At 45.4% G+C, this 19,797-nt stretch carries 18 protein-coding genes; 6 read left to right on the forward strand and 12 right to left on the reverse strand.

Features of this window, described 5'->3' with window-relative positions; genetic code table 11:
* Positions 1-40: 40 nt before the first annotated feature.
* Entirely contained in the window at positions 41-1,966 is a 1,926-nt protein-coding gene (locus LPQ35_RS08310) for an AMP-binding protein (protein WP_193808314.1), read from the forward strand.
* A 10-nt stretch (positions 1,967-1,976) separates the two neighbouring features.
* Positions 1,977-3,620 carry an AMP-binding protein gene (locus LPQ35_RS08315; RefSeq protein WP_193808432.1) on the forward strand — a complete coding sequence of 548 codons (1,644 nt, stop codon included), beginning with the start codon at positions 1,977-1,979 and terminating at the stop codon, positions 3,618-3,620.
* Positions 3,621-3,694: 74 nt separating this feature from the next.
* Here LPQ35_RS08315 and LPQ35_RS08320 read toward each other — a convergent pair whose 3' ends face one another.
* The 8 genes from LPQ35_RS08320 to LPQ35_RS08355 form a co-directional block, all read right to left on the reverse strand.
* Complete coding sequence (locus LPQ35_RS08320; RefSeq protein ID WP_193808315.1) at positions 3,695-4,360, reverse strand: ATP-binding cassette domain-containing protein; 666 nt, start codon at positions 4,358-4,360, stop codon at positions 3,695-3,697.
* Positions 4,338-4,976 carry an ATP-binding cassette domain-containing protein gene (locus tag LPQ35_RS08325; protein WP_193808316.1) on the reverse strand — a complete coding sequence of 213 codons (639 nt, stop codon included), beginning with the start codon at positions 4,974-4,976 and terminating at the stop codon, positions 4,338-4,340. Before LPQ35_RS08325 ends, LPQ35_RS08320 begins: the two co-directional genes overlap by 23 nt.
* The gene (locus LPQ35_RS08330) at positions 4,960-5,817 is read right to left on the reverse strand and encodes a branched-chain amino acid ABC transporter permease (RefSeq protein WP_193808317.1); all 858 of its coding nucleotides are present in this window, start codon (positions 5,815-5,817) and stop codon (positions 4,960-4,962) included. The genes LPQ35_RS08325 and LPQ35_RS08330 overlap by 17 nt, the downstream gene beginning before the upstream one ends.
* On the reverse strand, positions 5,814-6,548 hold the full coding sequence (locus LPQ35_RS08335) for an ABC transporter permease subunit (RefSeq protein ID WP_193808318.1): 735 nt from the start codon (positions 6,546-6,548) through the stop codon (positions 5,814-5,816). Before LPQ35_RS08335 ends, LPQ35_RS08330 begins: the two co-directional genes overlap by 4 nt.
* Positions 6,545-7,705, reverse strand: coding sequence for an ABC transporter substrate-binding protein (locus tag LPQ35_RS08340; protein ID WP_193808319.1), 1,161 nt, complete (start codon positions 7,703-7,705; stop codon positions 6,545-6,547). Before LPQ35_RS08340 ends, LPQ35_RS08335 begins: the two co-directional genes overlap by 4 nt.
* A gap of 193 nt (positions 7,706-7,898) precedes the next feature.
* Positions 7,899-8,519, reverse strand: a complete 621-nt coding sequence (locus LPQ35_RS08345) for an exonuclease domain-containing protein (RefSeq protein WP_193808320.1) — start codon at positions 8,517-8,519, stop codon at positions 7,899-7,901.
* Positions 8,516-10,267, reverse strand: coding sequence for a putative nucleotidyltransferase substrate binding domain-containing protein (locus LPQ35_RS08350; protein ID WP_193808321.1), 1,752 nt, complete (start codon positions 10,265-10,267; stop codon positions 8,516-8,518). Before LPQ35_RS08350 ends, LPQ35_RS08345 begins: the two co-directional genes overlap by 4 nt.
* A gap of 72 nt (positions 10,268-10,339) precedes the next feature.
* Complete coding sequence (locus LPQ35_RS08355; protein WP_203219032.1) at positions 10,340-11,548, reverse strand: proteasome-activating nucleotidase; 1,209 nt, start codon at positions 11,546-11,548, stop codon at positions 10,340-10,342.
* A 117-nt stretch (positions 11,549-11,665) separates the two neighbouring features.
* Between LPQ35_RS08355 and LPQ35_RS08360 the strand changes: the two genes are divergently transcribed.
* Positions 11,666-12,142, forward strand: a complete 477-nt coding sequence (locus LPQ35_RS08360) for a multiprotein bridging factor aMBF1 (RefSeq protein WP_193808323.1) — start codon at positions 11,666-11,668, stop codon at positions 12,140-12,142.
* A 36-nt stretch (positions 12,143-12,178) separates the two neighbouring features.
* Positions 12,179-13,318, forward strand: coding sequence for an MFS transporter (locus tag LPQ35_RS08365; RefSeq protein WP_193808324.1), 1,140 nt, complete (start codon positions 12,179-12,181; stop codon positions 13,316-13,318).
* A gap of 45 nt (positions 13,319-13,363) precedes the next feature.
* On the opposite strand, the gene cysS is transcribed toward LPQ35_RS08365, so the two are convergent.
* The gene (gene cysS / locus LPQ35_RS08370; RefSeq protein ID WP_193808325.1) at positions 13,364-14,761 is read right to left on the reverse strand and encodes a cysteine--tRNA ligase; all 1,398 of its coding nucleotides are present in this window, start codon (positions 14,759-14,761) and stop codon (positions 13,364-13,366) included.
* 44 nt (positions 14,762-14,805) lie between these two features.
* On the opposite strand from cysS, the gene LPQ35_RS08375 reads away from it, so the two are divergent.
* Complete coding sequence (locus tag LPQ35_RS08375) at positions 14,806-15,420, forward strand: VIT1/CCC1 transporter family protein (protein WP_193808326.1); 615 nt, start codon at positions 14,806-14,808, stop codon at positions 15,418-15,420.
* 53 nt (positions 15,421-15,473) lie between these two features.
* On the opposite strand, the gene LPQ35_RS08380 is transcribed toward LPQ35_RS08375, so the two are convergent.
* Positions 15,474-17,285, reverse strand: a complete 1,812-nt coding sequence (locus LPQ35_RS08380) for a DASS family sodium-coupled anion symporter (protein ID WP_193808433.1) — start codon at positions 17,283-17,285, stop codon at positions 15,474-15,476.
* A gap of 102 nt (positions 17,286-17,387) precedes the next feature.
* Positions 17,388-17,918, reverse strand: coding sequence for a ribbon-helix-helix protein, CopG family (locus LPQ35_RS08385; protein ID WP_193808327.1), 531 nt, complete (start codon positions 17,916-17,918; stop codon positions 17,388-17,390).
* Between the two features lie 138 nt (positions 17,919-18,056).
* Between LPQ35_RS08385 and LPQ35_RS08390 the strand changes: the two genes are divergently transcribed.
* On the forward strand, positions 18,057-19,352 hold the full coding sequence (locus tag LPQ35_RS08390; RefSeq protein ID WP_346297618.1) for an NADP-dependent malic enzyme: 1,296 nt from the start codon (positions 18,057-18,059) through the stop codon (positions 19,350-19,352).
* Here LPQ35_RS08390 and LPQ35_RS08395 read toward each other — a convergent pair.
* On the reverse strand, positions 19,339-19,785 hold the full coding sequence (locus tag LPQ35_RS08395) for a protease complex subunit PrcB family protein (RefSeq protein ID WP_193808328.1): 447 nt from the start codon (positions 19,783-19,785) through the stop codon (positions 19,339-19,341). The two genes, LPQ35_RS08390 and LPQ35_RS08395, sit on opposite strands and share 14 nt — an antisense overlap.
* Between the last annotated feature and the right edge of the window lie 12 nt (positions 19,786-19,797).

Genomic DNA, 19,797 nt, shown 5'->3' on the forward strand with positions numbered 1-19,797 from the left:
TATGTATTTAGTTTTTATATTAAATTAGAAGGTGATGTGAATGGGTTTTGTATGGCATCCCCCAAAAGACCTTGTTGAAGGGAGCAACGTTAAAGGGTTCATGGAGGCTGAGGGTCTGTCAGACTACAAGGAACTCGTTAAGAAATCCACATCAGACATTGAGTGGTGGTGGAGCAGGGCAGTCGAGTGGCTGAATGTTGAATGGTTTGAGCAGTATGATAAAATCTACGACACGTCGAAGGGTGTTGAGTGGACTGAGTGGTTTGTGAACGGTAAGATCAATGTTGTCCACAACACTCTGGACAGACACAGGTCGGAAAAAAGGAACAAACTGGCATTCATCTGGCAGGGAGAGGATGGTGAGGTCAGAAAATACACGTATTCTGAGCTTTACAGGGAAGTAAACAGACTTGCAAATGCCTTCAAATCTTTTGGTGTTGGAAAAGGCGATGTTGTTGCGATGTATCTCCCGATGTTTCCTGAAACGGTCATAACTCTTTTTGCAGCCATGAAAATCGGAGCAATTGCAATGCCGATTTTCTCGGGTTACAGCTCCACGGCGATAGCGACAAGGCTGATTGACTCTGAAGCAAGGGTGGCTGTTACCGCAGATGCAAGTTACAGAAGAGGGAAGGCAGTACCTCTCAAATCCGAGCTGGATAAAGCGCTGGATGGCACCAAGGTTGAGAAAGTTGTGGTGGTTAACCGGGCAAATACAGATGTGGAAATGGTTGAGGAGAGGGACATCTACTGGGATGAGATCAGGGAGAGCAGGAGATGTGAGACTGTTGCAGTGGAGTCGAATGAACCGGCGTTACTTCTCTATACTTCGGGTACAACAGGGAAACCAAAGGGCGTTGTTATATCTCATGTCGGTGCTCTCCTGCAGAGCAGCAAGGAGATATTTTTCAATCTGGACCTCAAACCAGAAGATGTTTTCCTGTGGATAACAGACATAGGCTGGATGATGGGTCCGTGGCAGATAATAGGCACTCAGAATCTCGGCGGAACGCATGTTCTTTTTGAAGGTGCTCCGGATTATCCGCAGAGCGACAGGATATGGAGTATGATTGAAGACTTTGAAATAACACAGCTGGGAGGTTCTGCCACGGTCTACAGACTGCTCAAGAAATATGGAGACGAAGCAATAGGAGATCACGACCTCAGCACACTGAAAATTACGGGCAACACGGGTGAGCCGATAGACCACGACACCTGGATGTGGCTGCTGAAAAGTGTTGGGCAGGAACAGTGTCCGATAATAAATCTCTCAGGAGGAACAGAAATCTTTGGCTGTTTTCTGTTACCATCTCCAGTAATGCCGCTGAAGCCAGTAACCCTTGGATATCCGGGTTTAGGAATGGATGTGGATGTTTTTGATGATGATGGAAATTCAGTAAGGCAGCAGATTGGATACTTGGTATGTAAGAAACCTGCTCCCTCAATGACAAGAGGGTTCTGGAAGGATCCTGAAAGGTACCTGAGGACATACTGGAACAGGTGGAAGGGAGTATGGTATCACGGGGACTGGGCCTACGTTGACAAGGATGGTTTCTGGTTCCTCTTTGGCAGAGCAGATGATGTAATCAAGGTGGCAGGCAAGAGAATGGGACCAGCCGAGATTGAGACGATAGTCAATTCCCACCCAGCGGTTCAGGAATCCGCCTGTGTTGGAATTCCGCATGAACTTAAAGGAGAGGTGGTATGGGTTTTTGTTACCCTTAAACCCGGCCACGAACCGGGTGAAGGGCTTGAGAGGGAGATAACAGAGATGATAGTGAAGGAATTCGGTAAGCCATTCAAGCCAGAAAGAATCATTTTCGCTCCGGATCTGCCGAGGACCAGGAGCGGGAAGATAATGAGGCGACTGATAAAGGCCGTTGTGGCTGATGGAGAACTTGGAGACACGTCCTCTCTCGAAAATCCGGATTCACTGGATAAAATAAAGGATGTTTTGAGGAGGTGATTGTGTGGATATGGGCCGATTTATCGTGCCTGAAAAGACGTGGCCGGAAATTGTAATTCCTGAAGAAGTAAAAACTTACATCGGCGAGAAAAAGGAGATTAATCTTGCCGAAGAGATACTTGACAGGAACGTAAAGGAGGGTAGAGGGAGGAAGGTGGCTGTTTATTTTGAGGACAGAAGGGTAACCTATAGGGATTTGTACAGGCTGAGCAACAGGATTGCAAACTTTTTGAAAGGTGTGGGAGTTGAGAAGTATGACAGGGTTGGCTTCAGAACCAGAAACATGCCGGAAGCCATCGCTGTCAACTTTGGAATTATGAAGGCAGGAGCAATTCCGGTCCCGCTGAATCCCATGTGGACAGGTAAAGAGGTTGCGTTTGTATCCAACAATGCTGAAATAAAGGCACTTTTTGTGAGCGGCGATGAAAGGACCTTCAGGGCTGTTGAAGAAGCGAAAAATGAGATGAAAACTGTTCAGACAATGGTCGTTCTTGATGGAGAAAAGGATGGTTTTGTTTCGTTTTCAGAGGTAACATCTGAAAGTGCAAGGTTCGACCCGATTCCTCTTAAAATTGGCTCCCCTGCACTCGTACTGTACACTTCAGGGACAACCGGACTGCCCAAGGGATGTGTGCACTTTGTTGAAAACGTAATCTCCTCAGTCTATCTTGTTGGAAAACACGTATGGAAACTTACGCCTGATGATGTTGTTGGCGGTCCTGCACCCGTTAGTTTTGCGATGGGTTATGGGAACGGCTGTCTGATTCCATACTTCCATGGTGCAGCAGCAAGCATCTGGCCAAGATTCAGTGTGGAGAACTTCTTCAGGTTCGTGGAAGATCACGGAATAACAATTTTTTCGTCCCTCCCCACATCGTACCGGATGATTCTTGCAGACCCTGGTCTTGAGGAATACCTGGGGAAATATGACATCAGCAGTCTCAGACTCTTCACGGGAGGTGGGGAGGCTCTTGGAGCAGAAACCGCTAGGAAATGGAAGGAAGTTTTTGGAATGGATATTTACGAATCCCTTGGAGCAACAGAGATGCTGCACATATGCATTGCCAATGCCTGTGCACCGGTGCCAGTAGCGGGCAGCATAGGTTTCCCCGTTCCGGGCTACATTGCAAAGGTTGTTGACACTGAAACCGGAAAGGAATGTCAGCCCGGTGAGGTGGGCAGCCTGTATATCAAGGGTCCAACAGGAATCAGGTACTGGAACCATCCGTCAAGAAATCTGGAAGAAAAGCAGGTTAAGAGTGTGAAAAACGGATGGAACATTCTCGGTGATTTTGTCAGAAAGGATGAGAACGGATATATTTACTTCGTGTCGAGAGATGATGATCTCATCAAATCAAGCGGATACAGGATAGGGCCGGATGAGATAGAACACCCGCTGAGTCAGCATCCTGCAGTGGCTGAATGTGCGGTCATCGGTGTGCCAGATCCGGAGGGCATCCGGGGACAGGTTGTTAAGGCGATAGTCAGGTTGAAAGAAGGCTATCAGGCCGATGAAAGGCTGAAGGAGGATATACTGGTATTTCTGGAGAAGCACATAGCTAAATACAAGCTTCCGAGAATTATAGAATTTACAGACAGGCCGCTGCCGAGAACACCGACCGGCAAGATTATCAGGAGGTTGCTGAGACAGTAATTTAAAGCTGAGAGATGGCAGGAGTGTGCGACCCAATCTTTCCACAATTTATTTTAATTTTTGAATTTTGAAAATTAAATGAACATCTCGCTGACTATTTTTTCAGCGTTTCTGCTTTCACCTGAATACAGAACCTTCCCACCTGTGAGAATGCAGATTTTTTCTGACATGGGGAATATTTCCTCTATCTCGTCGTGGGTGACAACTGCAATACCTGTAGATTTCGAATACTCTTCGATGTACTCAATTACCCTTTCTCTGACATCTTTATGCAGGCCTTGAAACGGTTCGTCGAGCAGGAGGTATCTGGGCCTGGAAACAAACGCCCTCGCAAGAACAACCATCTGCCTTTCTCCACCACTGAGATTTCCTGTTTTTTTATCCTCAAGTGGTTTGAGTTCGGGAAAAAGGGAGAATGCATGCTCTGGATCTCCAGCTATCTTTATATTTTCTCCAACCGTCAAATTTTTCGCCACCCTCAGTTTTTCAGGGGCGAGTGTTATGCCGAGTCTGAACCTTTCTGGTGGCTCCGTTCCTGTTATCTCCCTGCCATCGAGGATTACTCTACCCTCATGATCGACCAGCCCCATGAAAGTTTTGAGAAGTGTGGATTTACCACTACCGTTCGGGCCGGCTATAAGCACAATTTCACCCCTGTGGATTGAGCATGACACGTTTTCCAGAATTTTCCTGCCGTTCACCGAAACTGTGACATTTTCAGCCCTCAGCAATTTTGCCACCCCTCATCTCGTAACATATATCTGCCACATTTCTGAGAAGCTTGGTTCTATGGGCGGTGATAATTCCATCCACACCCCTGCTTTTAATTCTCTCAACAAGTCTAACAACACGTCTGGCATTTTCAATATCAAGACCGGAGAAGGGTTCATCGAGAAGCAAGAGCTTTGGCTCTGTTGCAAGTGCCCTGCCTATTTCAAGAAGTTTCAGTTCGCCCTGCGATAGCTGCGAGGCGAAGCTATCGGCGACCTCATCGAGTCCGACAAACTTGCATATTCTGTATGCTGATTTTTCCGCTTCATCGTGGTTTTTTCTGAGCAAGGATGCCGCAACAATATTTTCAGCTACTGTAAGGCGTTTGAAGGGGCGTGGAATCTGAAAAACAATTGCAACACCCATTTTGACAAGTTTCTCAGCGCTCATGCCGGTAACGTCCTGCCCCTGGAAGATTATTCTCCCACAACTGGGTTTTTCGAGGCCTGCAATTATGCTCAGGAGAGTAGATTTTCCGCTACCGTTCGGGCCATGGATCCCAACAAAATCTTTAACGGTAAGATTAACGCTCTTCAGCACGACATTTCCGTTGTAAACCTTTGAAACATCAACCACTTCTAACATCCCACCACCTGTTCAGCCAGGGTGATATGATAAGGACGAGGGCATAAAGAATGAGGTGCGCTTCCGGTAAACCTGCAAAAGCCCGTGAAACCATGACAATCGCGTAACTTCCCACCACAGGAGACATCCACCTTCTTCCAGCAAGCAAACTTGCTATGAAGGGTATCAGAGATACTTCTATTGAGAAAACCTCCGGAGAAACATGGCCGAAATACAGAATGTAGCATATCCCTGCCAGTGTTGCGAATATTGCTGAAATTGTGAAGCTGATAGTTTTGACCATCTCTGCACCGATTCCAATGCTTCTTGCTGCCAATTCGTCGTCCCTCACGGCTGCAATCTTCAATCCAAGTGGTGATTTCGAAATGAGGTACAATGCTATGAGGGTAACGGCAACTAACGTAGCCGAAAGCATGTATGCGTTCACTGTTCCGATTGATTCAAAGCTGAAGCCCTCCTCACCCCCGATGTAATGGCCATCGACCTTCACGACAAAGTAATGGGAAATGTACCAGAAAACCACAGTTAGAATAAACGTGGCGAAGGTGAAACGTTCCCTACCGAGTTTCGAAGTCAGGAGGAAAAGGATCAGTGACAAAGTAAATGCTGGAAGGAGAAAAACGGGATCTATTGCAACAGCGTAAGCTGCGAGACCGAACGGGATTGAATGTGATAGACTGACCCATCCTGCCTGCCTTTCCAAAAAAAACCACGAAAGAGTGAGTACTGAATATATCGCAGCCACCACGGCGGCAGACACAATAAATTCATTTCGAAGTACCATGGGTGTCATAAGAAGCAGCAGGACAACAGGGACGTCGAGACTGTCCGGCAGTTTCAAGCATACCACCTCAGGACGTAAATTAATGAAGTGTACAGCAGGGCGATTGGTAGAGTGATGATGTACTTTCTCAGTCCTGCATTTCCAGTCCATGTTGCAAGGGATGCTGTTATGACCGATACTGCCAGAACATTCCATCCCATGGATGGAAAAATGGCGTAGGTCGGAGCAAGAATTGCCCCTGAAACGCAGATGAATCCGGACGTGATTGAAATGGAAAGCAGTCTTATTTTCTTAGTGTTTGCACCGTAGATTTCTGCCAGCTCATAGTCATCCTCAATAAAGCGCAGTTTGATGCCGTATGATGATGTGAAGGCCACTGCGAGCAGTATCAGCAGTACTGCGGAGAGAAGAGAGGCATAAATTTCATATATGTCTATGGTGCTGCTGAGCAGGGTGACATACTGGGTTTCGACCGTCTGATAATACGATGTTCTGAAGGTCATCCTTAGAGCCTCTTCCACAGCTATGGCGATACCGAGTGATACGATAGTCCCCTCTCCCACGCTTAACTTTTGAGTAATGGTGGCAAGAACTGCGCCCAGTGTGAATCCGGCTAAAAATGCCGCAGGTAATGCCAGGGACTGCTGTCCGGTGTACAGCAAAATATAGGCTCCAAGTGTGAAAATTGAGGAAAGCGACAGGTTGAGGATCCTCCCGAGACAGTAATTGACTAGAATTGCTGAAGCAAAAAAGGATAGAAAAATTGCAGCAGTGAGTATGGTTATCATTCCGTCCACACTGGGCTGGAGGTTGAGTACTCTGGCGGATAAAGCACCTCTGTGCTACCCTCTACGAACTCTCCGATGACTCCCTTGAGACCCTTGTCACCCCAGAGCGCCTGATGCTTCTGATCAAATCTGTAGATACCAGCAGCACCTTTAAAACTACCAGACTCAAGAGTTTCTATCAGTTTCTCTTTCCCTCCCTGTTTGAATGCCTGTGAGAGAATCATAACCGAATCATAAGTTAGCAGTCCGGCGTAATTATTCGCATCCTCGCCATATCTTTCCCTGTATTCCTTGAAGTATTTTTCAGTTAAATCTGTTTTTTCAGTCTCATCCAGAGCAGCGGCCTGAAATGCCACATATTCTGCATTTAGCTTTTTGAGTGTTGCCGGTAAGGCTAGGGCACCGCCAACGGAGTACACGATCCCCTTTCCACCACTTGCCCTGTACTCCTTCAAAAATCTAATTGCCGTCCCTCCCGGATCTCCCAGAATCACCACATCCCTCTCTCCGACAATTCTGGCAAGCTGTTTTGCAGCGGCTTTGTAATCATCCGGAGCAACGCCCGGCGATCTGTAATACACAACCATCTCAGGTTCACCGCTCTTTTCCCTTATGACGTCTAGCATTCCTTGGTTGAATGTTCTGAGGGGATCATATCCGACAAAATAGTATTTTTCCGGCTTTGTCAGCTTCAGAAACTCCGATGCAAGCACACCCCAGTAAGTTGTGTTGTATGCAACTCTGAAAACATTGCTGTTACCCTCGGCAACCTTTTTTTCTATAATTCCCGTTGAGGCGACACTCACAATGTAAACAATCCTGTTCTCCCCGGCAGCATCAGCAGCGACCATGGCCTGAGGGCTGGAATAAGCTCCGACAATAGCATCAACATTCTGCGAAACAAGATACTCGAAAGCGGTTTTTGTCTTTTCTGGACTATCGCCACAATCTGAAAAGATCAGCTCAACATTTCCGGCATGCCTTGCTGCAAGCTCCGCAGCATTTTTCATGGCAACACCTGCGGAAGAATACAATCCGGTTTCAGGAACCAGGACACCTATCTTGATCTTCTCTGTCTGCTGTGTTGTTGTTTCAGGCTGTGAGCAGCCAAGAAAAAGTAAAGCAAGGAGCAAAACCGGCAGATATGCTTTTTTCACTCTTCCACCTCCCGAACCGTACTCATGGACACATCCTCTGAGCGTGCTGAACGGTTGCAGAATACCGTCACCTTACGTTAATTGAAAATAATTATGAATATAAATTTTTCGCAATTTATCATTACTTAGCAAAAAATTATTAAATGAATGGAAAATGAGCTGTTTAATTCTTAATGATTCGCACCATTTGCCTTCAAAATGTGAAACTTCCCATGTCCAGCCCGACTCTCTGTATAAATGAATTCAGGGCTTCAAATGTGTTTATTCCATATTTTATAAGCCGCATAACTTGAATCTGGAATATATGTGCTTCGATTAGTGCATCCGCAAGAGCGCTGTGCCTGTAATTCATTTCGACGTTGTATTTTCTTGCGAGAGCTTCAAGTGTGAGGTCTTCGTTTTTCGGCCTTTCTCCAAAAATTTCGCCTATAACTCTCTCCATCATGGCGATATCCAGAAATCTTTCTATTTTTACGTATTTACTGCAGTTTTTGAATTCTTTTTCCAGGAATTCTATATCAATTGTGATTCCATGACCGACAACTATTCTTTCCTGCAGCATCCCTTCAATTTTATGGGATAATGCGCAGAAACTCGGAGCATCCTCTATGTCCTTCGGGATAATCCCGTGGTACTTGGCGGAAGATATGCTCAGGTCATCTACGTTTTCTGGCCGTATATATGCTGTAAACACGTCGTTCATCTGTATTCTAAGGCCGTCCATTGGGATCATCGCTATGCTTATTATTCTGTCTTTTTTCAGGTTCAGCCCTGTGGTTTCGACATCAACGACCACAAATTTTTCTTCCCTCAAAACCTGTCAACTCCGTAATAGCTTTTTACGAATTTCTGGAAATTCTTTATTATTTTGAGACTCTCCCTCAGTATTGCCACATCGAGTTTCTCAAGCTCGTCGTATTTTATCACGTTATCTCCTGATTTAATCTGGTGTTTCAGCCTCAGATTCTGGATGTATTCGAATGATTCTTTAAGCTCCTCTGCCCGGCTCTCTCCGAAAACATCTATCAGGTGAGAAATGCGGGCAAGCGTATTCGGGTCCTGTATGCTGTTATCTATTGCAAAGACCCTCACGGCGTTCACAATAGGATATATCGCATGCTTTTTCAGATCTATGCCCTTTTCAAGGTCTTTTATTCCGAAAAACCCTATGGGTGGTTCAAGAGCCACCGCATCGAGGGCGAGGAACCTCATTGTCTGTTTGTTTTTGATTTCAAGTATGTGGTCAAAAAGCTCGTCGTACAGTTTTTTGTTACCGAACATGTGCCTCATGTCCAGGAAAACTGTCAGAAGTCGCAGGTTTTTCGGTGTTGTGTTGGAAAACCATTCTGAAAACAGTTTTTTCCATTCATCAATGGTGTAGTGCCATTTAACTGCCATGTATCCTGCCTTACATTTTGGAATTCCGATGTAATCAAGAGCATCGTTTACGTCCTCCAGAAAATCTTCAGGCAAACTGTTTTCGGTTATAACTGCGTTATCCTGGTCTGTGGCGATTATCTGTTCTCTCCTTCCACTGCTTCCCATGTTTATCCACGAAAAGCTTTCCTCGAGTGAAAATTCTTTTGAAAGCTCGACAAGAACCTTGACGTACGTCCAGTCGTAAATCGAGCTTATCATTCTGGAAAGGTCCTTGAATGAAAGACCCCTTAACGCAAGCACCTTAATCTCTCTTTTCACCTCGTTAAATATTTCTTTCATTTCTGCAAAGTCTTTGGCCCTCCTCATTTCGGCGTAAAGTCTCACAATTTTTGCAAATGGTTCGAATATTGACAGAATGTCTTTTATTGAAATTACTCCTTCAAGATTTCCGTTTCTGGTGATTATGAGATGTGTGATCCCGTTTTCCATCATTTTCACGTATGCTTCAAATACCGGGTCTTCAATCTCTGAAGTTATGAGACTTCGTGTCATGTATTCTGAAACAGGTGCATCTATGTCTTTTTGAGAAACCGCTCTTTTCAGGTCAGTGTCTGTGAATATTCCTGACGGTTTTCCACCCCCTGTAACCACAACACTACCCACTCTGCTCTTCAGCATAATTTCTGCAGCGTCTTTTACGGAATAACTTGGATAACAGGTTACCGGAGGCCTAGAGATGAGGACTGAAACAGGTTTGAGGAATACTTCCTCTATTGCCTTATCAAATGCAAGCTCACTGAACTTTTTCTCTCTGAAGACTTCAAAGAACTTTTTAAATCTGCTGTTTTTGAGGGCAATCTTTTTTACCAGCTGTTTTTCGAATATGTAGCACACCGTATCCTCTATGGCCACAGCATCGGCGTCAAGGTATTCATTTTCTGACATTATTAGTGAGATTGGAAACAGCTCTCCTGAAGACAGGATTTCTTCATGGTCGTTTTTGATGAGGACTCTGCCAGTGTAAATGTAGAATATCTGACCAGGAACTGTATTTTTTGGGATTATTGTCTCTCCCTCCTCGAATGCGTTGATCTCCATGGCGCCAATCAATTCATCCAGCTCGTTATCTGCCAGATAGCTGAATGGAGGGGTCTTCTTCAGCAGTTCCTTGGGTGGTATCATCAACTCACCGGATACAATTCATGATAAATGTTTTTAAAATATTTCCAAAATGGCTGGGGGAGACCCCCGGCCTTAGATAAACATTACACCTTTTGCTTCAAAGCTTACTGGTTTATTGTCCTTCTTCAAGACCTTTTCGACTGCTCTCTCAAAGTCGGCCATTGTTACTCTCGCTCTTTCCTGTTTTATTGCGAACATGCCTGCCTCTGTCACGATGGCCTTTATATCTGCACCGCTTGCACCCTCTGTCATCTCTGCAAGTCTGCTGAAGTCCACGTCATCTGCAAGTCTCATCTTTCTCGAGTGTATCTTGAAGATCTGTTCTCTGCCCTCTGGATTTGGGAGAGGTATCTCGATTATTCTGTCAAATCTACCAGGTCTGAGTATTGCTGGATCCAGTATGTCAATCCTGTTCGTTGCACCGATGATTTTCACATCTCCTCTGGGATCAAAGCCATCCATTTCCGCCAGAAGCTGCATTAGTGTTCTCTGTACTTCCCTGTCACCACTGGTATCGCTGTTGGTCCTCCTTGCGGCTATTGCGTCTATTTCGTCAATGAAGAGTATAGTCGGGGCCTTTTCTCTTGCGAGGTCGAATACCTCTCTGACAAGTCTTGCACCCTCTCCGATGTATTTCTGAACGAGTTCACTGCCGACGACTCTGATGAATGTAGCATTTGTTTCAGTTGCCACCGCCTTTGCGATGAGCGTTTTTCCTGTGCCAGGTGGACCGTAAAGCAGTACACCTTTCGGTGGTTCAATCCCGATTTCAGCGAACACTTCTGGTTTCAGCAGGGGCAGCTCAACAGCCTCTCTTACTTCATCGATCTGCCTGTCAAGCCCTCCGATATCGCTGTATGTAACCTCGGGTTTCTCTTCAACTTCGAATCCATAGACCATAGGGTCTTTCGGGGTGGGGAGTATGCTAATTATTGCGAGGGTTTGCTGATGCATTGCAACCCTTGCTCCGGGTTTCAGTTCTGAAAGATCTACATACTGTGAAACATTTACAAGGAATTTTGGTCCCGTAGAGCTTTTTACGACAACCCGTCCATCGTCCAGCACATCTGAAACGGTACCAACAAGGAGAGGTGGTGATCTTAATCTTTCAATTTCGCTCCTAAGCCTTCTAACTTCTCTTTCGAATCTAATCCTTTCTGATTCTACATATCTCTTCTCATCTTCAAGTCTTTTGTAAAGTTCTTTAAGCCTTTCATACTCTCTCTCGAGTAATCTTAACTTGAACATGACATCCTCGTTTCCGGCTGGAGATTCTACCATATCGCCTGTCATATTTCTCTTCCCTATTCTTTTTTTGACCCGTTTTCCGGGGGTCTCCGATTAAAGTTATATAACTTCAAGTATTTTAACTTATTGGAAATTTGGCAGGGGATGGCAATGGAGTGTGAGATCTGCGGGAAAGAGATTAGGGGCAGAACTTTCAGGATTGTCGTTGAAGGGACAGAATTAAGAGTCTGTGCTTCATGCAAAGAATACGGAGTTGAGGACATATCATCGTCATCACAGCACGGTACTGTGAGGGTTGTCAGAAAGGAAAGAAGCAGACCCTCAAGACCAATAGTGTTTACTGAGGAACTCGTTGAGAACTACAACGAAATAATAAAGCAGGAAAGGCAGAAGAGGGGCTGGAGTCAGGAAGAACTTGCCAAGAGAATTCAGGAAAAGGAATCACTTATACGGAAGATAGAGAACGCAGAAATAACTCCTGAACCGGAGGTTGTGGAGAAGCTGGAAAGGCTGTTTGACTTAAAACTCAGAGAAAAGGTTCAGGAAGTGAAGGTCGAGAGTCAGAGAAAACTCGTTCCAACACTTGGCGATGTCGTTGTCATAAAGAAAAAGAAAAAGCAGGGCTGAAAAAATTTTTAAATTATTTTTAATTAAGTTTAGGTTGTGAAAAGAGAGGAAATTCTGGTTCTCATTACAGGGCTTCTCGGAATTTTTGTTGGACTTGGACTTGCAAGATTTGCATATACTGTCATTCTTGAACCCATGAGGGCCGGACTTGAACTTGGTTACACTGAAATGGGCACAATTGCATCACTCAACTTTTTCGGGTATGTTCTTTTTTCACCAGTTGTGGGCATACTGGCAACAAAATATGGGTCCAAGAAAGTGGTTCTTGGGTCAATGGCAATTATTGTCGTGTCTCTGTATCTTACCTCACTTTCTCGGGGTTTTGTTGATGCAGGGGTTTACAGGTTTCTAACCGGGGCAGGGTCAGCTGGTGTGAATGTTGGATTGGTGGGTTTAATGGCGAAATGGTTTGACGAGCGGAGCAGGGGATTCGCTCTCGGCGTAATCAATTCTGGATCAAGCTGGGGCATCATCTTTGCAGGGGCAACCATACCCTACGTTGTCCTATCTTATGGCTGGAATGCGGGATGGGTGTTTCTCTCAGTGATATCACTTTTTGTTCTGCTGATGCTGTTACCTTTGAAAGAAGTACCTTCTGACTTTGTGCCGGAAGTGAAGGTAAAAAGTGGTGACGTTTACCGGCACAAGCCGCTCATAGTGCTTGGAATATCTTATGTTTTCTTTGGGGCATCATACATAATATTCGTGACGTTCTACACGTCCCATATCATCAAAAACGGAATAGGCTATGAGGTCGCAGGGCATCTCTGGGCCATCGTCGGAGTTCTGTCAATTGTAAGTGCCATTACCTGGGGGAGAATATCGGACAAGATTGGTAGAAAGCAGGCGATTTCTGCCGTGTATCTGCTGATGGGTTCTGCGTTTCTTGTTTTTGCACTTGCCTCCAGTTTGGGGTTTTTTCTCATTTCGACTTTGATGGCGGGTCTGTCGATGCTCGCAATACCCCCACTCGTCCAGGCTTACTGTGGAGACATTGCAGGTAAAAATTCAGCTTCTGCGGCAATAGGATTCGTAACTCTGTTTTTCGGGATTGGCCAGATGTTTGGGCCAGGTGTTGCCGGATTTCTTGCTGACTTGACAGGTGATTTTGTACTGCCCCTTGCACTTGCAGGCACGCTTGGGATCGCTGGTGGCATAGTCGTGAGGAAGACTTAGGTGGAGTTCACTCGCACAGAAGGAAAAAAAGTTGTGAGAAGCTGGCTAAGCAACATACCATCTTGTCCCGTGCTTGGTATCTACGAGAATAATTCCTCTTTTTTTGAACCCGTCCCTTATCATGTCTGCCGTTTTGAAGTCCTTCCTTTTTCTCGCCTCCTCCCGTTCAGTTATCTTCTCTCTGTCGTCCTCGCCCAGTACCGGTGATCGGCCGTAATCTTTGATGAGGCCCATTATGTCCATCATTGTGTAAAGCTCATCGAACGCTTTTTCTAGGCTCTTGAGGCTTGCAGAGAACTGTCTGCTGTTTATGTTGGAGGCGAGTTCATGCATTACTGCCAAAGCTCTCGGCGTGTTGAAGTCGTTTTCCAGTGCTTCCACGAAGCCATCCCTTAGAGAGGGTATTTCTTCGCCTTCTCTGCCCCCCTGGAATGTCTTTATATGTGCGATCTCCATATCGGCATTTCTGAGGGAATTCTGCAGATATTCGTAGGATTTCTTTGCTTCAATCACCTTTTCTTCAGAATAATCGAGAGGATGTCTGTAATGTGCTGAAATGAGGAGGTACCTGAGAGCCAAACCTCCATATTTCTCCACAACATCGCGTATTTTCACTATGTTCCCCAGACTCTTGCTCATCTTTTCTCCGTTGACAGTTATGAAGTTGTTGTGGATCCAGTATCTGACGGGCTCGGTGTCGAAAAGAGCGTAGCTCTGCGCTCTTTCATTCTCATGATGCGGGAATACAAGATCCATGCCCCCGCCATGTATGTCAAACGGAACTCCGAGAATATCTGAGGACATGATGCTGCACTCTATGTGCCATCCCGGTCTTCCGGGTCCCCATGGTGAGTCGAAATATGATTCTGCATTGAAATCTTCTTCTTTTGCAGACTTCCACAGAGCGAAGTCTCTTTTATCTTTTTTTTGCGGATCTGGCTCGATTCTGTGCCTTTCGAGCTCCTGAGTACTTAAACCTGATAGCTTTCCGTAACTCTCAAATGCCGGTACGTGGAAATAAACGTCGTAGCCGTTGTCTTTCCTGACAGTGTATGCGTAACCTTTTTCAATGAGCTTTTCCACTGCACTGATTATTTGAGGGATGTATTCCGACACCTTTGGTCTTATGCATCCCTTTACATTAAGCTCTTCTACGTCTTTCAGGAATTCGTTGATGTATTTGCATGATATTTCCAAGGCTTTTTTTCCCTCCTTGACCGCTCTGTTGATGATTTTGTCGTCAATGTCTGTAAAATTCTGTACAATTTTAACTCTATGTCCTTTGAATTCCAGATATCTTCTGAGTGTATCGAAAATAACGACGTTCCTCGCATGGCCGATGTGTGAGTAGTCGTAGGCGGTTATGCCACAAACATAAATTCTTACCTCATTTTCAAGATTCAGTTCGGTCAAGTCTTTTCTCATGGTGTCGAAAAGTTTCATAAATCAAAAATCAAATTAAAATTTAAATTACTTGCTGGGATTCTATGATTGTGCGCAGAGTCATAGAGAAATTGCTCGGTAAAGATAGGGCGGCCAAGTTCAGGATATACTCCAATGTTACCGACCTTTCATCGATTTCGAGAAGGTATTTCGTGATAGGTTTTTTCGACGGTGTTCTGACGATCATGGGCCTGGTTCTTGGAGCACATTTGAGTGGTGAGGCGAATGCCACCGTCATCTTCTCAGCCGGAATTGCAACCTCTCTCGCCCTTGGCATATCGAGCGGGTGGGGTGCTTATGAGGCAGAGAGGGTGGAACAGACTCTATCGGCACTGGAAAAGCGGAGAGCTTTGCTCAAGATGGATGGTGAGCAATGCCTGATTGATGATGCACATGATTTTGCAATGAAGGTGAGTAGCTTCGTCCATGCCATTGCACCGATTCCTGCTGGAGTGCTCCCTCTCGTTCCTTACCTCTTTCTTGAAGAAAATATGGCGTTTCTGGTATCTCTCCTTACTGGATTCACGCTGCTTTTTATTGTAGGCGTTTCTATGGGGCGCGTATCCAGGTCAAATCTGATCAAATCCGGAGCCAGAATGGTGCTTGCGGGAGTTGCAACGCTTTTAATTGTCACCCTGCTGAGTCCGGCACACTTCTGACGTTTTACTTTTTATACGTGCAGAATAAAAAAATAAAGACCTGGGAATGCGTGCTATGGGGCCCATGCTGGCATAGCTGCAGGATTTATGCCAAAGGCGAACTGCAGTATAAAGTAGCTCAGCAGTGAAACAAAGATTATACCAATGAGGTTCAGCAGGAATCCTGTTCTCGCCATCTGGGGCACCTTCACATAGCCTGTTCCGTAAACGATGGCGTTTGGTGGTGTTGCAACAGGCAGCATGAATGCAAAGCTTGCGGCTATCGCTGCAGGAATCATGAAGAATCTCGGATCGACACCCATTGCAATTGCGAATCCTGCCATCACGGGCATCATGAGCGTGGCTATTGCAGTGTTGGACGTCATCTCTGTCAGAAAGATGACCAGCGTAGTGATTGCCAGCATGATGATCAGTGGATGGATTCCTTTCAGGAACAGCAGCTGTTCAGCGATCCAGTTGGCTAACCCGCTTTTTGTGAATGCTGAGCTGAGAGCAATTCCACCACCGAAGAGAAGCAGGATACCCCAGGGTATCTCTTTCGCATGATCCCAGTCGAGTGCAAATTCGCCCCTTCTGAAATCGACAGGAATGAGGAACAGGGCTATGGCTGACATCATCGCGATTACGTAATCATCGACAAATGGCAGGTATGTTTTGATTCCCGGTATGGTCATACCTCCAATGACCTTCGGTTTGCTGTTGATCCAGGCCAGGGCAGTTATGGCAAAAACAGTCAGCACAATCTTTTCGCCCCTGCTCCAGTTTCCGAGTTTGGCCAGCTCCTCTCTGACAACCCTGCGCCCTCCGGGGATCTCTGATATCTCAGGTGGAAGCAGCAGGAATACCAAGATCGCCCAGGTTATGAACAGGAATATCCACGAGATTGGAATGCCTATTATCAGCCAGTCTGTGAATGATATTTCGGGTGCATCGGGAAACATCTTCGAGAAAGTTCCCACGAAAATGGCGTTTGGTGGTGTGCCTATGATGGTTGCCACACCGCCAATTGATGCAGCATAAGCAACACCGAGCATAAGTGCTGTGCCGAATCTGAAATTGCCCGGGCTGAAGTTCACGTTTTTGAATTCCCCCCTCTTTTTCATGTCTTCTCCAATTGTGGCCACATGTATTATTATTGAGAGTGCGATGGGCATCATCATCATGGTCGTTGCTGTGTTTGAAATCCACATGCTCAGAAAAGCAGTGGCGACCATAAATCCGAGGATAACGAGCCTTGGACTCGTGCCTATTGCATTGATTATCAGCAGTGCAAGCCTTTTGTGCAGACCCCATTTCATCATTGCAGATGCTATGAAGAATCCGCCCATGAACAGGAAGATCACCTTGCTGGCATAGCTTGGGGCTACGCTGGTTATTTTGCTAACATTGAAAAGCGGCAGAACCACAAGCGGGAGCAGTGCAGTTGCGGGCAGTGGAATTGCCTCTCCCATCCACCATACTGCCATCAGCAGTGCCAGTGCAAGAACAACCTGCATGTCTCTGCCCTTCTTGACGATCGAATCGTACAGCTTTCCGTCCTTTTCTTTAATCATGTTAAGCAATCCGTGGAGTTCGTAGATTTTTCCAATCTTTCCGTTTTCCAGTGAAGCGTAACCGGCTTTTTCTATCTCCACAAGAATGTTATCGCTGATCTCTGAATTTTTCACGGCACTTTTCAGGAATGTTGATGGTACTGGCATGAGGACGATGGCCATGAAGAGTATTGCGCCGAGAATCAGTGAATATCTCTGTCTCTGGGTGTATTCGTGCCTGTCCTCATCAGGGATCAGGACATCAGCAATGCCACCCTCCTCGAAGTCCTCTTCAATTTTTTTCACGATTTTATCGGCATCGCTCAAGGGCATCACCTGAAGTTCACAGAAGCTGGAAATTTTTTAATTTTTCGGAGAAAATAATTTAAATTCAATTCTAATTGATAAATAATTGAAGATTATTAAAATTTTTAATCATTTGAGAACGATTCTGAGCTTTCCTATGCTTTCCCTTATTTCAGCATCAATATTCTGGGCTTTCAGGATGTTTTCAAGGAATACTCTGATAAACTTCATCTCGGAAGGACAGGACAGTATCAGCGTGTAGCTCCCATCCGAATCTTCCTTGTATCTGAAAAAGTTTCCGGGTTCCATGTAATCGAGAATGCTTTTGACGTCTCTCAGACCCTTGTTGTAATACTGGATCCCATGCTCTATCCCGGATTTCACTATCAGTTCCCAGAATCTGTCATCCGCTTTCTCATTGAGTTCTTCCCAGATTGCGCACCAGTGTTCAAGGTCGACTATAACGTGTTCACCTTCGGAAAGGAAATCTATGTATGTTTTCAGCGCATTTTCAGTAAATCCCGGAGAGAATTCAGTGGCATGGTACAGGTTTATGGCCTCTCTGACTATCTCGCTCACAGACTTCCCTGTCTTTCTGATAAGTTCGTTTATCTTTTCCAGAGTCTTGGAATCAAGGCTTACGGAGGTCCTGTGTACCATGGTGTGAAAGAGTATTACCATGGTTAAATACTTTCCTTAGAACCCGACCACTTTGTGTTTGGATTATTGATGTCTCTGGAATCGTTACCTCACTGGTAATAATCAAATATATACGCTTGAAGTTTCAAATTATATATCATGGGAGACACTGGCGAGATGTATAAAAAAGCGATTAAAATTCACAGGAAGTTTCACGGTAAAATCGAAACCATGATCAAGATACCATTCAGGGGACTTGAGGATTTCAACTATCTTTACACTCCTGGAGTTGCTAAGGCCTGCGAAGAGATTGAAGCCAATCCGGATGAGGCCTATGAATTAACCTGGAAATCAAACAGCGTTGCAATTGTTACAGATGGCTCGAGAACCCTGGGCCTCGGAGATATTGGCAGTCTGGCCTCTTTACCTGTAATGGAAGGTAAAGCACTTATCTTCAAGCTTTTTGGTGGAGTCGATGCTATTCCACTGCCAATTAACGAACATGATGCGGACAGGTTTACTGAAATCGTTGAAAAAATCTCTCCGTCTTTTGGGGGGATAAATCTTGAGGACATCGAAAGCCCCAAGTGTTTTTACATTCTTGAAAAGCTGAAAAACAGGCTTGACATTCCTGTATGGCATGACGATCAGCAGGGGACGGCAACAGCGACACTTGCAGGGCTGTTTGGCGCTCTGGATGTTGTGGAGAAAAAGCTTGAGGAGGTGAAAATTGCTGTTATTGGTGCTGGAGCGGCAAATTCGGCGACAATTCGGCTGCTGCTCAGGACGGGAGTTCCGGGTGAAAATATTGTTGCGGTTGACTCAAAAGGAACAATTTACGATGGTCGAGAAGACCTCAATGCAGTGAACTACAAAAAGTGGATTGCCGAAAAGACAAATCTGAATAAGGTCAGAGGAGGTATAAAGGAAGCGATGAAAAATGCTGATGTCGTTATCGCAGCGAGCAAACCTGGCCCCGGGGTTATTAAAAAAGAATGGGTCGAGCTTATGAACGAAGATGCAATCGTGTTCGCCGAAGCAAATCCAATACCCGAAATTTTGCCAGAGGATGCAATAGATGCAGGTGCCAGAATTGTTGGGACAGGGAGAAGTGATTATCCAAATCAGATTAACAACAGTCTGGTCTTTCCAGGTGTTTTCAGGGGAGTTCTTACAGTGAGGGCCAGAGAAATAACTGATGACATGGCAATAGAAGCCGCAAAAGCCCTTTATGAGCATGCAAAGCCGAATCTGTGCGAGGATTATATAATTCCGAGAATGGATGAACTGGAAATACACGAAAAGGTGGCATTTAGGGTGGCCAGAAAAGCAGTGAAAGACGGACTGGCAAGAAAGGAGATGAGCGATTCAGAGATTAGAAGCGAGATTGACAGGATTCTGAAAATAACGGAAGAAAAAGTGAGAATAATCTCTGACTTCCTCAGCAGTTTATAGTTTTTGTTTCCTCAACGAAAATCACATCGCCCTCGATTTTTTCTACCCTCACAATCAGAAATGGTCTTGTTATTTCCTGGGTTACGAAGCAGGTTTCGGATGGTTCAGCAAGCTCAATATAGACCTTGACTTTGTTGCCCTCTTTTACGATTTCTTTAACTGCGATCATGTATCCTCCTGTTGGTCGCTCTCCCATGAAAAGGGCCAGATAGCTGTACTTCTCAAAATCGGGGTTTTTTATAATCATGTTGGTCTTGTTCCAGAATTCCAGATATTCTGTATCGTTTCTTATTACGAAGTAGGCTTTCTCGGGGAAGGGTGCATAGATACCTTCGGCTATCCTTTCGAAACTCAGCCTGTTCTCTGATTGGGCACACCCCAGTGCGACAATCGAAATGAGCAGGACTGCGAGCATGTAAATGTGACGATTCATATGGTCGAAACA

It is taken from the genome of Geoglobus acetivorans (genome assembly GCF_039641995.1).
In the GTDB taxonomy this organism is placed as follows: domain Archaea; phylum Halobacteriota; class Archaeoglobi; order Archaeoglobales; family Archaeoglobaceae; genus Geoglobus; species Geoglobus acetivorans.